The following is a 14,590-nucleotide window of genomic DNA, read 5'->3' as shown; positions in this document are numbered from 1 at the left end:
GGAAGGCAAGACACGGTTGTCGAAAAAGTTGGTGAAGCTGGCCTGTCCGGAATCCGTCAGGAGGCGGCCAGCGGCAGGCGACCGGCGACCGGCTCCGGCAGCACCCCGGCGATGACGTGCGCGATGGTGACCTGGGTCAGGATTGCCCGCTCCGACTCCTCCACCGCGGTCCACACCTGCTGCAGCGCCTGCGCCGCGCCCAGCGGGACGTCGGCCTGCGCGGCCCGCGGCGAGCCGAGCGGCCCGTCGATGACCTCGACGACCTCGACCAGGGAGATCTGTTCGGCCGGCCGGGCCAGCCAGTAGCCGCCCTCCGGCCCGCGCTGGGCGAACACGATGCCGCCGCGGCGCAGCTGCAGCAGGATGCTCTCGCAGAACTTCGGCGGGATCTCCTGCGCGCGGGCGATCCGCTCCGAGGTGACCGGGCCGTCGCCCCCGGAGGCGAGCTCGATCACCGCGCGCAGCGCGTAATCGACACGGGCGGAGAGTCGCATGAACCGATTATCGCCCTAACTGATCACTCCCCCACCCGAACCGACCCCACCCCGTGACCCACCCCACCCATGATCACCACGATCTTGCGCGAACTGTTGACCTTTCGCCCGTTTTGGGCGTGTCGTACCCACAGTTCACGCAAGATCGCCGCGAGGAAGTAAGGGTAGGGGTCAGGCGCCGACGGGGCGGAGGAGGCCCTCTTGGGAGGCCGTGGCTATGTGGCGGCCGTCGCGGGTGAACATGCGGCCGGTGGCGAGGCCGCGGGAGCCAGAGGCCGACGGGCTGGAGCAGTCGTAGAGGAACCACTCGTCGGCGCGGAACGGGCGGTGGAACCAGAGGGCGTGGTCGAGGCTGGCGCCGATGACGCCGCCGGGGCCCCAGACCTCGCCGTGCACCGACAGGACCGCGTCGAGCAGGGTCAGGTCGGACAGGTAGGTAAGCGCGCAGGCGTGCAGGAGCGGGTCGTCGGGCAGCTTGCCGTCCAGGCGCATCCACACCCGCTGCAGGTCGTTGGCGACCCGCTTGCCGGGGCGCACCCAGCCGGGCTCGTTGACGTAGCGCACGTCCATGGGGCGGGGCAGGATCTTCCAGATGCCCAGCCGCTCCGGGTACGGCGCCAGCCGGTCGCTCATGGTCGGCAGCTCGTCGGGGCCGGGCACGTCCACCGGGGCCGGGTCGTGGTGGTCCAGCCCTTCCTCGCGCACCTGGAACGAGGCCGACATCAGGAAGATCGGCTTGCCCCGCTGCATCGCCACCGAGCGGCGCACCGAGAACGAGCGCCCGTCGCGGATCTTCTCCACGTGGTAGTCGATCGGCTCGGCCATGTTCCCGGCGCGGACGAAGTAGCCGTGCAGTGAGTGCACGGTCCGCGACGGGTCGACGGTGCGCCCGCCGGCCACCAGGGCCTGCGCGGCGACCTGTCCGCCGTACACGCGCGGCGGCCCGATCGGCGGGTTCTGGCCCCGGAAGACGAGATCGTCGACCGGGGCCAGGTCCAGCAGCTCGACCAGGCTGTCCACGGCGGCCTGGCCGGTGATGGGCTCGCTCATGTCACTTCCGTTCGCGCGGGCCGAGCGTCGCTCGGCGTCGCGCTCACCCTAGCTCTGGGCCGGCGTGGCGGCCTGGGCCAGGGTCTGCGGCATGGCCAGCGAGCCGAGCTGGTGTACGCGCAGGGTGTTGGTGGAGCCGGGGGTGCCGGGCGGGCTGCCCGCGACGACCACCACGTAGTCGCCGACGTTGGCCCGGCCGAGGCTGAGCAGGCGCTCGTCGACCTGGCGGAACATGTCGTCGGTGTGGTGCACGAACGGCATCAGGAAGGTCTCCACGCCCCAGGCGAGCGCGAGCTGGTCGCGGACCGCGGGCTCGGGGGTGAAGGCCAGCAGCGGCAGGTCGCAGTGCAGCCGGGCGAGCCGGTGCACGGTGTCACCGGTGACGGTGAACGCGACCAGCGCCTTGGCGCCGACGGCGCGGGCGATCTGCGAGGCCGCCACGGTGAGCGCGCCGCCGCGGGTCCGCGGGTCGTGCTGCAGGCGCGGCACGGCGATCTGCCCGGCCTCGGTGGTCGTGATGATCTTCGCCATGGTGCTGACGGTCAGCACCGGGTACTTGCCGACGCTGGTCTCGCCCGAGAGCATCACGGCGTCCGCGCCGTCGAGGACGGCGTTGGCGACGTCGGAGGCTTCTGCGCGGGTGGGCCGCGAGTTCTCGATCATGGAGTCGAGCATCTGCGTGGCCACGATGACCGGCTTGGCGTACTCCCGACCGAGCTGGACGGCCCGCTTCTGCACCAGGGGGACCTGGTCGAGGGGGAGCTCGACGCCGAGGTCGCCGCGGGCGACCATGAGGCCGTCGAAGGCGTCCGTGATGGCCTCGAGGTTGTCGACCGCCTCGGGCTTCTCGATCTTCGCGATGACCGGGCGGACGACGCCCACCTCGTGCATGATCGCGTGGACCAGCTTGATGTCCTCGGGCGAGCGCACGAACGACAGCGCGATGAGGTCGACCCCGAGCGCCAGCGCGAAGCGCAGGTCCTCGGCGTCCTTCTCGGACATGGCGGGCACCGACACGGCCACGTTCGGCAGCGAGACGCCCTTGTTGTTGGAGACCGGCCCGCCCTCGATGACGAGGCAGCGGATGTCCGGTCCGGTCACGGCCGTCACCTCGACGGCGACCTTGCCGTCGTCGATGAGCAGGCGGTCGCCGGCCTTTACCTCGGCCGGCAGCTTCCGATAGGTGCAGGAGACCCGGTCGGCCGTGCCAAGGATGTCGTCGCTGGTGATGACAACACTGTCACCGGTACGCCACTCGTGGGGGCCGTCCGCGAACTTACCAAGTCTGATCTTCGGACCCTGCAGGTCGGCCAGCGTCGCCACAGCCTTGCCGGTGGCGGCCGACACCTCACGGACCCGCAGGTAGGCCTGCTCGTGGTCGGCGTGGGAGCCGTGGCTGAAGTTCATGCGGGCGACGTCCATCCCGGCCTCGACGAGCCCGCGGAGGCGCTCGGGGGACCAGGTGGCTGGGCCGAGAGTACAGACGATCTTTGCGCGGCGTGTCACGACGGGCAAGCCTAGTCCTCTGATGTGACCTAGGTTGCAACGGGGCGTCACCGTCTCGACAAATCCCGGATACACGGGAGAGACTGACCGATCGTTCAGTGGGCGGAAACGGGACGTTCGTCGCGCCGCGTCAGCCGCCGAACGCCGCCGCCACCGCGGCCGGCAGCTGCTCGTAAACGCCCTGGCCAGGGTCGAAACAGGTGCCCGGGACGGGGCGGTGCACGACGATCTCGTCGATGCCGAGCGCGGCGTAGCGTGCCGCGAAGTCGACGAATGCCTGCACCGAGGCCAGCGGCTGCTCCTGGGTGAATCCGGTGAGCAGGACATGCGACAGCTCCGCCGGGTCACGGCCCTCCGTGGCGCACGCTCTGGCCAGCCCGTCGAGCTGGCCTGCGATGATGCCCGGCAGCAGCTCAGGGTCGGTCTCGTCGCCCTTGCGGGCCGGGCCGGTGGTGATCCAGGCCTGCCCGTGCCGGGCCGCCAGCGCGAGCCCCCGCGGGCCGGTGGCGGCGACCGCGAGCGGCACCCGCGGCCGCTGGACGCAGCCGGGCAGCATGCGGGCCTCGTACGCCGAGTAGTGCTTGCCGTGGTGGGTGGTGTCGCCGTCGGTGAGCAGCCGGTCGAGCAGCGGCACGAACTCCTCGAAGCGCTCGGTGCGCTCCGCGGTGGACCACGGCGCCTGGCCCAGCACCGACGCGTCGAACCCGATCCCGCCCGCGCCGATGCCGATCGTGATGCGCCCGTCGGACACGTCGTCGAGGGTCATCACGTCCTTGGCGAGGGTGACCGGGTGCCGGAAGTTCGGCGAGGTGACCATGGTGCCCAGCCGCAGCCGCTCGGTGACACCGGCCGCCGCGGTGAGCGTCGGCACCGCGCCGAACCAGGGGCCGTCGCGAAACGTACGCCAGGACAGGTGGTCATAGGTGTAGGCGGCGTGGAATCCGAGGTCCTCGGCCTCCCGCCAGATGTGGCGGCCTTCGCGCCAGGGGTACACAGGCAGGATCAAGGCGGAGACTCGCATTGCACCGACGGTAGCAGTCGGGTTCGGCCGCCGGCCGCATCCACCAGGAGCGGAAGTCCGCGCAGCGGACGAGCGACCGGCGGGTAAGGGAGGCTGAGAGGCCGAACCCCGCGCCCGCGAAGGCGGGCGCCAGCTATGCAGCCGCGCGACGGGGGCGGTTGAGCATCGCCGTGATCTCGGTGCGCCGGGCGTGGCGCTGGGCCTCGCGCAGCCCGGTGAGGTATTCGACCAGGTCGGCCTTGGCCTGCGGGTCGAGGTCGGACTGCAGGATCGGCGTGATCTCCTCGTCGGCCTCGCGGTGTGCCACGTTGGCCGCCGCCGTCAGGGCGTTGACCACGTCGTCGCCGAGCGCCTCGGCGACCCGGCGCACCGAGCCGACGGTCACCGATTCGCCGCCGTCCCGGATCCAGTCGAAGATCGTCTGCCGGGCGATGCCCGAGTCGCGCGCGAGCTTCGCCACCGACCAGCCGGGGCGGCGCGTCATGCGGCGCAGATACCGGCCCCACTCGGTGTCCGGCTGCGTCCTGTCCCCCGCTGCCGCCGATACGTCGCCCATACCTAACAGGCTACCCGGCACGTCCGATGCGCTTCCATCACCCACACGTCGTTAACAAGCGACGCACCTTCCGGTAATGGCCTAGACGTGGGAAGCGTGATGAGCCGGTTGACGGTCACCCGTTAGGGGGTATTAGTCGTTTCCATACGTCGTTGCTTGCGTCGTGTATGGACGACGGTTATCGTGACGTCCAGCGCCAGACCGACAGATCCAGATGACGGTGCGTCGCCCGCAAACAACGTGGTCCGCGCCCGGACCGCGTCATCGTCTCGGGATCGGCCGGCCGGCGCCGCAGCGGTACGCCGCTGCTCCCCCCTCGCGGTGTGGCCGCCCAAGGCACTGGGCGGCCACACCCGGGCCCGCCGGATCGTGAACCCCGGTCCGGCGGGCCCTCGAACGAGGATCCCCCCGCCAGAAGAGGAGCAACCTACGTGCTCATGTCACGCAAGGGCCGGGTGTCGCGCGGATGAGCCAGACCGCAGTCACGCCGGAAGCCCGCACCAGCCTCGCCGGGTCGGTGCCCGAGGAGCAGTCGTACGTATGGAACCTGGTCGAACGAGCGCAGCAGGGCGACACCGAGGCGTTCGGGAAGATCTACGCGCAGTACGCCCCCGCGGTCTTCCGCTTCATCTACTTCCGGGTCCGGCACAGCCCCACCGCCGAGGACCTGACGTCCGACACCTTCCTGCGCGCCCTCAAGCGCATCGGCAGCGTGCGCTGGCAGGGCCGCGACTTCGCGGCCTGGCTGATCACCATCGCGCGCCACATCGTGGCCGACTACTACAAGTCGGGCCGCTACCGCTTCGAGATCAGCGGCGAGGTCCTCGACTTCGACCAGGAGGAGTTCAGCCTCGACGGCGCTCCGGACCGGGTCGCCATGGACCATGTGAACAACCTCGCGCTGCTCGCGGCGGTCAAGAAGCTCAACCCGTCGCAGCAGCGCTGCATCGCGCTGCGCTTCCTGGTGGGACTGTCCACCGCGGAGACGGCGCAGTCGATGGGCAAGAGCGAGGGCGCGGTCAAGGCGCTGCAGTGCCGCGCGGTGCGGATGCTCGGCCGCCTGCTGCCGGACGGGTTCGAGGAGGGCAGGTCATGACCCTGTCCACCACCTTCATCTCGCTCTACACGGCGGCGGTGGCCGCGGTGAGCTTCTCCGCGACCCTGTTCCTGATGCGCGACCGGCTGTCGCTGGTCGAGGAGGCGAAGCTGATCCTGGACCGGGTCGACGACGCCGACGGGCAGTGGTGGGGCGTCGAGGACGGCCCGCAGCCCGCGCGTCGGCGCGCGGTGGTGGCGTTCTGGCGGCGCGCCCTGGACCGGCGCCGGTCGGATGGATCCCGGCGGCGACCCGCCGGACCGACCGGCGACCCCGCCACCGCGACCCGGCCGACCGCGGTCGGGCAGGCCTCGGCGGTCGGTCCGGCCTCGGCGGTGCGCCGACCGGAGGCCGATGCGGAGGTCACCGCGTACATCGACGTGGTGCCGCCGTATCCGGCCGTGGACTACCACGGTCGGCACACCGCGACCGGGGCCTACCCGCAGGTCCCCTCGACCCGGCAGGCATTCCTGTGATGCGACGGGCGTGGCGGCGGTGGCTGGCCCGGCTGTGCGACCGGGAGGCCATGCGGGCCGGGGTGGAGGTCAGTGCGCTGCGTACGGCGCTGGTCGCCGAGAGCGTGCTCGCCCGGCGGGCCGAGGAACTGGCCCGCCGGGCCTGCCGGGAGCGCGACCGCTACCGCGTTGAGGCGGTCGCGCTGCACGCCGAGCTGGCCGCGGTACGCGACCTCATCGACGGTGGCTCGAACGGGTGGCCGTTCTGGACGAGCGACCAACGCGCACTGCCCACCCCGGACACGAGGGAGCACGCCGGTGTCTGACCTCCCCACGCCCGTCCCCCGGCTGCCCGCGCACGTACGCGAGGTCGCCGTGCGCGCCTGCGAAGGCGATGCGCTGACCCCACGGCTGGTGACGGCGCTGGCCGCCGTCTACGCCGCGGGGCTGCGCGACGGGGCCGGCGTGCGCGCCGGCCGCCGCGACATGATGACCCCGGCCGAGGTGCTCGCGCTGCTGCCGGTGGACCGCAAGACCGTCAAGCGCTGGGCCGACCGCGGCCTGCTGCGCGTCACCCGCACCGCCGGCGGGCACCGCCGGTACCTGCGCGAGGACGTCGCCGCCCTGCTGGTCAAGCACGGCTGGGTGCCACGCTGAAGGAGTGGGTCGATGGCTTCGGAGCTCTACCGACGCAGGCACGGCAGCGCCCGGCTGCGGGGGTTGCTGCTGCTGTTCACCGAGGGTGTGATCTTCGGGCTGGGGGTGTTCGTCTCCTTCGGAGTGTTCACCACCATGCTCACCCTGGTTCATTGATCAGCACAGAGTGATCGAGTACTACTCTGCGTAGCTTGCCTTTGAAGGCAACTGCCCGATTCGATGTAACACCTCGTTAATGTGCATCGATGTCCACCCATCGCAGTCACTCACGGTGACGCACTTATCATCCGTTCATACGTTGCGATATCGGCATTTTTAGACGTACCGTGCACGTGCGAATTGCAACATGCGTCTTCTTTGAATCGGTGATGTCCTCAGCGCCCGGAGTCAGTACGACCGGATGATGGCGGGCTGACCTGCAGTCCACAATTCGGCGTCATAAGTGAATTCGCTCTGTGTTACTAGCGCGTCGGCGTCACTGGAGGCACGCTGAGTGTTCGTTCATTCGGCGTGTGCGCCCGGACGCCCAGCGGTCCCGGAAGGGAAGACAGGTGATCGTCAAAGTCAAAAGCGGGGCGTTCTGGCTCTCCATCGTCGGCCTCGCCCTGGTCCTGGTACTGGCGGCATATCTCGTCATCTGGCCGTCCGGCCAGGAGGTGACCAGGGAGACGAGTGTGCTGGCCAGAGTGATCGCCGCGACCGCGATCGGCGTGGTGCTCATGCTGGCCGGCGCCGTGGCGCTGTCCAACGAACACCTCGTCAACCGGCTGCACGAGGCGGAGACCCGGCAGCTGGCCCGCGACCACCAGCGCGGCGAGCACATGCGCATCGTGATCACCGCACTGAGCGACATCGTCCAGCAGCTCGCCCAGTACAGCAAGACGCTGGAGGAGGCGGCCGGACGGGCCGTCGGGGTGGAGACCCCGCAGCTGCACGTGCGCGAGGACCTCGGCAAGCTCAGCGCGATGGTGGAGCTGCTGCGCGAGGACCAGGAGGAGCTGTTCGAAGTGGTCACCCGCATGCAGGCCGACAACGTCACCGTCCTGCCGGTGCGGCGCGGCGGCGACCCGAAGAGCCGCGGACCCGCCAGCCGCTGAGGCCGACCGGCCTGGAGCGATAAGAAGGGCACCTTCTACCACGCTAGCGTGGTAGAAGGTGCCCTTCTTTCGTCAGGCGGGGATGAGGGGACGGGACGAGGGTGCGACGGGGGCGGGGAGGCTGCCCGCGCCACCGAGGTAGCGGTGGATGGCGGCGGCGGCGCTGCGGCCCTCGGCGATCGCCCAGACGATCAGGGACGCGCCCTTGTGCGCGTCGCCCGCGACGAAGACACCGTCGGTGGGGGTCTGCCAGTCGGGTCCGCACTCGACGGTGCCCCGCGGGCTGCGGGACAGGCCGAGCTGCGCCAGCGCATCGGCGGCGTCGGTGCCCTCGAAGCCGATGGCCAGCAGCACCAGGTCGGCCGGGATCTCCCGCTCGGTGCCGGCGACCTCGGTGACCACGCCGCGGCCGTCGACCCGCTCGACGATCACGTCGATCAGCACGATCGCGCGGACACGGCCCTGCTCGTCACCCACGAAACGCTGCACGGCCACCGAGAAGACCCGGTCGCCGCCCTCCTCGTGCGCGGCGTAGTTGCGCAGGATCCACGGCCAGGTCGGCCACGGGTCCCGGCCCTCGTCGCGGGCGTCCGGCGGCTGCGGGTACCGGTCCAGCTGGGTCACCGACGCCGCGCCCTGCCGGTGGGCCACGCCCAGGCAGTCCGCGCCCGTGTCGCCGCCGCCAATGATGATCACGTGCTTGCCGGCCGCGGTGATCTGCGGCTGGGGTCCGCCGGCCACGGCCACATTGGCCTCGGCCAGGTGTGCCATCGCCTGGTGGACGCCGGCCAGCTCACGGCCCGGGGTGTCCGTCTCGCGTCCGGCGAGCGCTCCGGTGGCCAGCAGCACCGCGTCGTGCTCGGCACGCAGCTGCGCGGCGGACACGTCCACGCCGACGTTCACGCCGGTGCGGAAGGCCACGCCCTCGGCCAGCAGCTGCTCGACGCGCGCGTCGATGTGCTGCTTCTCCAGCTTGAAGTCCGGGATGCCGTAGCGCAGCAGGCCGCCGATGGCGTCGTCGCGCTCGTACACGGTGACCGCGTGACCGGCGCGAGCCAGCTGCTGCGCGGCGGCCAGCCCGGCCGGGCCGGACCCGACCACGGCCACCGTCTTGCCGGACGGGGCGGCGGCCGGCTGCGGGCGGACCCGGCCGTTCTCGTACGCCCGGTTGATGATCTCGACCTCGACCTGCTTGATGGTGACCGCATCGTCGCCGATGGCCAGCACGCAGGAGGCCTCGCACGGCGCCGGGCACAGCCGCCCGGTGAACTCCGGGAAGTTGTTCGTGCTGTGCAGCGACTGGATCGCGGCGTTCCAGTTGCCGGTGCGGACCAGGTCGTTCCAGTCCGGGATGCGGTTGCCGAGCGGGCAGCCCTCGTGGCAGAACGGGATGCCGCAGTCCATGCAGCGGCCCGCCTGCTCGCGGATCAGCTCGTCGTCGGCGGAGGGGTACACCTCGCGCCAGTCCATGATGCGCACCGGCACCGGCCGGCGGGCCGGCAGCCGCCGGCCGAAGCGCAGGAAACCATTGGGATCAGGCACGTGCCACCTCCATGACCGCGGCGTCGATGTCGCGGCCGGCAGCCTCGGCGGCCCGCATGGCTTCGATCACGCGCTTGTAGTCGCGCGGGATCACGGCGGTGAAGCGTTCCACGCTGCCCGCCCAGTCGGCCAGCAGCTTCTCCGCCACCGCCGACCCCGTCTCCTGGAAGTGCCGCTCGACGATCTCCAGCAGGCCCTCCGCCTCGACCTCGCCGACCGGGCCGAGGTCCACCAGCTCCCGGTTGACCAGCAGCGGGTCCAGGTCGAGCACGAACGCCGCACCGCCGGACATGCCCGCGGCGAAGTTGCGCCCGGTCGGGCCGAGCACCACCACGGTGCCGCCGGTCATGTACTCGCAGCCGTGGTCGCCCACGCCCTCGACCACCGCGGTCGCGCCGGAGTTGCGCACCGCGAAGCGCTGGCCGACCCGGCCGCGCAGGTACACCTCACCGGAGGTGGCCCCGTACAGCAGGGTGTTGCCGGCGATGATCTGGTCCTCGGCGGCGAACTGGCTGCGCGCGTCCGGGCGCACGATCAGCCGCCCGCCGGACAGGCCCTTGCCCGCGTAGTCGTTGGCGTCGCCCAGCAGCCGCAGCGTCACGCCGCGCGGCACGAACGCGCCGAACGACTGCCCGGCCGTGCCGTGCAGGGTCACGTCGATGGTGCCGTCGGGCAGGCCCGCCCCGCCCGCACGCCGCACGACCTCACCGCCCAGCATCGCGCCCACGCTGCGGTGCTCGTTGCGCACCGACACGTCGAAGCGCACCGGCGCGCCGGTCAGCAGCGCCGGCTCGGCGTGCCGCAGCAGCGTGTTGTCCAGCGACTTCTCCAGCCCGTGGTCCTGATCGCGCACCTTGCGGGGCGCGTCGCCGTAGGGCGAGGTCGGCACGGTCAGCACCGGCGACAGGTCCAGCCCGTGCGCCTTCCAGTGCTCGGTCGCCGGGGCCAGGTCGAGCAGGTCGGCGCGGCCGACGGCCTCGTCGATGCTGCGCAGGCCCAGCGCCGCCAGCTGCTCGCGCACCTGCTCGGCGAGGAACCAGAAGAAGTTCTCCACGAACTCCGGCTTGCCGGTGAAGCGCTCGCGCAGCACCGGGTTCTGGGTGGCGATGCCGACCGGGCAGGTGTCGAGGTGGCAGACCCGCATCATGATGCAGCCCTCGACGATCAGCGGCGCGGTCGCGAAGCCGAACTCCTCCGCGCCCAGCAGCGCCGCCACGATCACGTCGCGGCCGGTCTTGAGCTGGCCGTCGACCTGCACGGTGACCCGGTCGCGCAGCCCGTTGAGCAGCAGCGTCTGCTGCGTCTCGGCCAGGCCCAGCTCCCACGGGGTGCCCGCGTGCTTGAGCGAGTTCAGCGGGGACGCGCCGGTGCCGCCGTCGTGGCCGGAGATCAGGATGACGTCGGCCTTCAGCTTGGCCACACCCGCCGCCACCGTGCCGACGCCGACCTCGCTGACCAGCTTGACGTGCACCCGCGCGCCCGGGTTGACGCACTTGACGTCGAACACCAGCTGTGCCAGGTCCTCGATCGAGTAGATGTCGTGGTGCGGCGGCGGCGAGATCAGGCCGACGCCCGGCGTGGCGTGCCGGGTCTTGGCGATCCACGGCCACACCTTGTTGCCGGGCAGCTGCCCGCCCTCGCCGGGCTTCGCGCCCTGCGCCATCTTGATCTGGATGTCGTCGGCGTGCACCAGGTACTCGGTGGTCACGCCGAAGCGGCCGGAGGCCACCTGCTTGACCGCCGAGCGCCGCGCCGGGTCGTAAAGCCGGTCGACGTCCTCGCCGCCCTCGCCGGTGTTGGACTTGCCGCCGATCCGGTTCATGGCAATGGCGAGGGTCTCGTGCGCCTCGGCCGAGATCGAGCCGTACGACATCGCGCCGGTGGCGAACCGCTTGACGATCTCCGCCGCGGACTCGACCTCCTCGATCGGGATCGACGCCGTGTCCTTGAACCGGAACAGCCCGCGCAGCGAGCCCGCCGCGGCGGCCAGGCCGTCGACCTTCTCGGTGTAGCGCTGGAACACGTCGTACTGGCCGGATCGGGTGGCGTGCTGGAGCAGGAAGACCGTCTCCGGGTTGAACAGGTGCACCTCGCCCTCGCGGCGCCACTGGTACTCGCCGCCGACCTCCAGCCGCCGGTGCGACTGCTCCGCCGGGTTGGTCGGGTACGCCACCGCGTGCCGGGCCGCGACCTCGGCGTGGATCTCGTTCAGGCCGATGCCCTGGATGCGGCTGGGCGTGCCGGTGAAGTAGCGCTCCACCAGCGCCGACGACAGGCCGACCGCCTCGAACACCTGCGCGCCGCAGTACGACGACACCGTCGAGATGCCCATCTTGGACATGATCTTCTGGATGCCCTTGCCCAGCGCCTTGACGACGTTGCGCACGGCCTTCTCGGGCGCGATGTTCGGCAGGATGCCCGTGGTGATCAGGTCTTCGACGCTCTCGAAGGCCAGGTACGGGTTGATCGCGGCCGCGCCGTAGCCGACGAGCACGGCGGCGTGGTGCACCTCGCGGCAGTCGCCGGACTCGACGATCAGCGCGACCTGGGTGCGCGTCTGCTCCCGCACCAGGTGCTGGTGCACCGCCGCGGTGAGCAGCAGCGACGGGATCGGGGCCAGGTCGGCGGTGGAGTCGCGGTCCGACAGCACCAGGATGCGCACGCCGTCCTCGATCGCCTCGGACACGTGCCGGCAGATCTCGGTCAGCCGGGCCCGCAGGCCGGTCGCGCCGTCGCGCAGCGGGTACAGGCCGGAGACCCGCACCGCCTTGAACCCGGGCAGGTTGCCGTCCTCGTCGATGGAGAGGATCTTCGCCAGCTCGTCGTTGTCGATGATCGGGTGCGGCAGCACGATCTGCCGGCAGCTGGTCGGGCCCGGGTCCAGCAGGTTGCCCTCCGGGCCGATGGTCGACGCCAGGCTGGTGACCATCTCCTCCCGGATAGCGTCCAGCGGCGGGTTGGTGACCTGCGCGAAGATCTGGTGGAAGTAGTCGTAGAGCAGCCGCGGCCGGCTCGACAGCGGCGAGATCGGGGTGTCGGTGCCCATCGAGCCCAGCGGCTCCCCGCCGACCCGCGCCATCGGCGCCAGCAGGATCTTCAGCTCCTCCTCGGAGTAGCCGAAGGTCTGCTGGCGGCGCTGCACCGAGTCGTGGGTGTAGACGATGTGCTCGCGCTCGGGCAGGCCCTCCAGGTGCATCAGCCCGCCGTGCAGCCACTCGGTGTACGGCTCCGCCGCGGCGAGGTCGCTCTTGAGCTCCTCGTCGGAGATGACCCGGCCCTGCTCGGTGTCGACCAGGAACATCCGGCCCGGCTCCAGCCGGCCCTTGGCCACCACGGTCGCCGGGTCGAGGTCGAGCATGCCCGCCTCGCTGCCCAGCACGACCAGGCCGTCCTCGGTGCGCCACCAGCGCCCCGGGCGCAGGCCGTTGCGGTCCAGCACCGCGCCGACGACCGTGCCGTCGGTGAACGCGACGCTGGCCGGGCCGTCCCACGGCTCCATGAGGCTGGCGTGGAACTGGTAGAACGCCCGCTTCGCGGGGTCCATCACCGGGTCGTTCTCCCACGCCTCGGGGATCATCATCAGCATCGCGTGCGGCAGGCTGCGCCCGGTCAGGTGCAGCAGCTCCAGCACCTCGTCGAAGTTCGCCGAGTCGGACGCCTCCGGCGTGCAGATCGGGAACAGGCGGCGCAGGTTGCCCGGCAACAGCGGACTGGACAGCAGCGCCTCGCGGGCCTGCATCCAGTTCTTGTTGCCGCGGATCGTGTTGATCTCGCCGTTGTGCGCGATGAACCGGTACGGGTGGGCCAGCGGCCAGCTCGGGAAGGTGTTCGTGGAGAACCGCGAGTGCACCAGCGCGATCGCGCTGTCCACGCGCTCGTCGGACAGGTCCGGGAAGAACGACGCCAGCTGGTCGGGCGTGAGCATGCCCTTGTAGGTGATGGTCCGGCCGGACAGCGACGGGAAGTACAGCGGGACGCCGCGCTCGCGGGTCTCCCGCTCGGTCTGCTTGCGCACGCAGTAGGCCACGCGCTCCAGCTCCAGGCCGGTCAGAGCCTCGCCGTAGCGGTACGCGCTGATGCTGTGCGCGCTGAGGAACACCTGGCGGATGCGCGGGCGCGCGGCGTCGGCGGTCGCGCCCAGCCCCTCGGCGTCCACCGGCACGTCGCGCCAGCCGAGGATCTGCGCGCCCTCCACCAGGGCGTACTTCTCCAGCACGGTCAGCGCGCGGGCCTCGTCGGCGCCGTTGACCGGCAGGAAGACCAGACCGGTCACGTACTGGCCGGCGGGTGGCAGCGGGAAGTCGACCACCTCGCGCAGGAACGCGTCGGGCACCTGCAGCAGGATGCCCGCGCCGTCACCGGTGGTGGTCTCGGCGCCACGCGCGCCGCGGTGATCGAGGCGGCACAGCGCGGACAGGCCGCGGGCCACCACGTCATGGCTGCGACGGCCGTGCACGTCGGCGACGAAGGCGACGCCACAGGAGTCGTGCTCGAAGGCCGGGTCGTACAGACCGACCGCGGCCGGGGCGGCCGAGGTGCCGGTGCGGGTCGCGGCCGGTGCGGCCGCCTTACCAGGCTGCATCGCGGCCGGAGCGGCCGAATCACCAGGCTGCAGGGGGTGCGGGTACGGCGATGCCACCGGGCCTCCTGTCGTCACGGGGAATGAACATCGGTATCGGCCACGAACGCGATGGGATGCCTGGATGCCGCGACAGCGATGGCGCGGGGGCTATGCCGGGTTCGTTAGCGGTGCCTATCCGAGCGGGACGACGTCGGCCCTGAGTGAACCCGCAGGTTCATCGGTACACGGACTCCCTCGCGCGGTCGCACGAGTATGGGGACGAGTCTGTGAGTGTTGAGTCTACGTTAAACGCCCTGGGTGTCCACCAGACACAGATTGATCACACGTCCATATGTTGGGAAGCTACTTCCCAGTTAGTAAGTAAGCGAGAATTCGGCAGGAGTCCTGCCCGGCCCGTCTTCACGCCCGTGGCGAGCATGTTTCCCGCGCGTGTCGGGCGCGTCGCCTACGTTAACGCGGCGCCGCCGGATCGACCGCCCGCCGCGGACCGCCGCGCCGAGACATCGACGCCGACCACGCGGGCCATCGACACTG

At 71.1% G+C, this 14,590-nt stretch carries 12 protein-coding genes and 1 pseudogene; 6 read left to right on the top strand and 7 right to left on the bottom strand.

All coding sequences use genetic code 11. From position 1 onward, the window contains the following. Positions 1–56 precede the first annotated feature (56 nt). The 5 genes from F9C41_RS12000 to F9C41_RS11980 form a co-directional block, all read right to left on the bottom strand. A complete protein-coding gene (locus F9C41_RS12000) occupies positions 57–494 on the bottom strand; it encodes an RrF2 family transcriptional regulator (protein WP_120316041.1) in 438 nt (145 codons plus the stop codon). 171 nt (positions 495–665) lie between these two features. Beyond that, positions 666–1,544: an acyl-CoA thioesterase gene (locus F9C41_RS11995; protein WP_155386750.1), complete on the bottom strand. Its 879-nt coding sequence runs from the start codon at positions 1,542–1,544 to the stop codon at positions 666–668. A gap of 48 nt (positions 1,545–1,592) precedes the next feature. Further along, positions 1,593–3,050 carry a pyruvate kinase gene (gene pyk, locus F9C41_RS11990; protein WP_155386749.1) on the bottom strand — a complete coding sequence of 486 codons (1,458 nt, stop codon included), beginning with the start codon at positions 3,048–3,050 and terminating at the stop codon, positions 1,593–1,595. A 130-nt stretch (positions 3,051–3,180) separates the two neighbouring features. Continuing rightward, positions 3,181–4,071 carry an LLM class flavin-dependent oxidoreductase gene (locus F9C41_RS11985; RefSeq protein ID WP_155386748.1) on the bottom strand — a complete coding sequence of 297 codons (891 nt, stop codon included), beginning with the start codon at positions 4,069–4,071 and terminating at the stop codon, positions 3,181–3,183. Positions 4,072–4,204: 133 nt separating this feature from the next. Continuing rightward, positions 4,205–4,627, bottom strand: a complete 423-nt coding sequence (locus F9C41_RS11980; RefSeq protein WP_155386747.1) for a helix-turn-helix domain-containing protein — start codon at positions 4,625–4,627, stop codon at positions 4,205–4,207. 538 nt (positions 4,628–5,165) lie between these two features. Between F9C41_RS11980 and F9C41_RS11975 the strand changes: the two are divergent. From F9C41_RS11975 to F9C41_RS11950, 6 genes and pseudogenes are all read left to right on the top strand, one after another. Beyond that, positions 5,166–5,723, top strand: a pseudogene (locus F9C41_RS11975) (sigma-70 family RNA polymerase sigma factor); the annotation flags it as partial. Continuing rightward, complete coding sequence (locus tag F9C41_RS11970; RefSeq protein WP_155386745.1) at positions 5,720–6,199, top strand: hypothetical protein; 480 nt, start codon at positions 5,720–5,722, stop codon at positions 6,197–6,199. The pseudogene F9C41_RS11975 and the gene F9C41_RS11970, both read left to right, overlap by 4 nt. After that, the gene (locus F9C41_RS11965; protein WP_155386744.1) at positions 6,199–6,504 is read left to right on the top strand and encodes a hypothetical protein; all 306 of its coding nucleotides are present in this window, start codon (positions 6,199–6,201) and stop codon (positions 6,502–6,504) included. The genes F9C41_RS11970 and F9C41_RS11965 overlap by 1 nt, the downstream gene beginning before the upstream one ends. Then, a complete protein-coding gene (locus F9C41_RS42005; protein WP_330164753.1) occupies positions 6,497–6,835 on the top strand; it encodes a helix-turn-helix domain-containing protein in 339 nt (112 codons plus the stop codon). The genes F9C41_RS11965 and F9C41_RS42005 overlap by 8 nt, the downstream gene beginning before the upstream one ends. Positions 6,836–6,847: 12 nt before the next feature. Beyond that, on the top strand, positions 6,848–6,991 hold the full coding sequence (locus tag F9C41_RS11955) for a hypothetical protein (protein ID WP_155386743.1): 144 nt from the start codon (positions 6,848–6,850) through the stop codon (positions 6,989–6,991). 395 nt (positions 6,992–7,386) lie between these two features. Next, positions 7,387–7,932 carry a DUF6239 family natural product biosynthesis protein gene (locus F9C41_RS11950; protein WP_155386742.1) on the top strand — a complete coding sequence of 182 codons (546 nt, stop codon included), beginning with the start codon at positions 7,387–7,389 and terminating at the stop codon, positions 7,930–7,932. A 72-nt stretch (positions 7,933–8,004) separates the two neighbouring features. Here the strand turns inward: F9C41_RS11950 and F9C41_RS11945 are convergent, their stop codons facing one another. Together F9C41_RS11945 and gltB are read right to left on the bottom strand one after the other, a co-directional pair. Then, positions 8,005–9,474, bottom strand: coding sequence for a glutamate synthase subunit beta (locus F9C41_RS11945; RefSeq protein WP_155386741.1), 1,470 nt, complete (start codon positions 9,472–9,474; stop codon positions 8,005–8,007). Further along, positions 9,467–14,056, bottom strand: coding sequence for a glutamate synthase large subunit (gene gltB / locus F9C41_RS11940; RefSeq protein WP_155386980.1), 4,590 nt, complete (start codon positions 14,054–14,056; stop codon positions 9,467–9,469). Before gltB ends, F9C41_RS11945 begins: the two co-directional genes overlap by 8 nt. Positions 14,057–14,590 lie beyond the last annotated feature (534 nt).

Source organism: Catellatospora paridis (genome assembly GCF_009720365.1).
In the GTDB taxonomy this organism is placed as follows: domain Bacteria; phylum Actinomycetota; class Actinomycetes; order Mycobacteriales; family Micromonosporaceae; genus Catellatospora; species Catellatospora paridis.
Note: the sequence above shows the minus strand (reverse complement) of the source record. Positions and strands in the feature narration are given on the sequence as shown.

What these genes read in the sequence shown, in the direction of transcription:
- F9C41_RS11985 (WP_155386748.1), bottom strand. Translation starts at nt 4,071, where the DNA reads ATGCGAGTCTCCGCCTTGATCCTGCCTGTGTACCCCTGGCGCGAAGGC.
- F9C41_RS12000 (WP_120316041.1), bottom strand. Translation starts at nt 494, where the DNA reads ATGCGACTCTCCGCCCGTGTCGATTACGCGCTGCGCGCGGTGATCGAG.
- F9C41_RS11965 (WP_155386744.1), top strand. Translation starts at nt 6,199, where the DNA reads ATGCGACGGGCGTGGCGGCGGTGGCTGGCCCGGCTGTGCGACCGGGAG.
- gltB (WP_155386980.1), bottom strand. Translation starts at nt 14,056, where the DNA reads ATGCAGCCTGGTAAGGCGGCCGCACCGGCCGCGACCCGCACCGGCACC.
- F9C41_RS11980 (WP_155386747.1), bottom strand. Translation starts at nt 4,627, where the DNA reads ATGGGCGACGTATCGGCGGCAGCGGGGGACAGGACGCAGCCGGACACC.
- F9C41_RS11955 (WP_155386743.1), top strand. Translation starts at nt 6,848, where the DNA reads ATGGCTTCGGAGCTCTACCGACGCAGGCACGGCAGCGCCCGGCTGCGG.
- F9C41_RS11970 (WP_155386745.1), top strand. Translation starts at nt 5,720, where the DNA reads ATGACCCTGTCCACCACCTTCATCTCGCTCTACACGGCGGCGGTGGCC.
- F9C41_RS11995 (WP_155386750.1), bottom strand. Translation starts at nt 1,544, where the DNA reads ATGAGCGAGCCCATCACCGGCCAGGCCGCCGTGGACAGCCTGGTCGAG.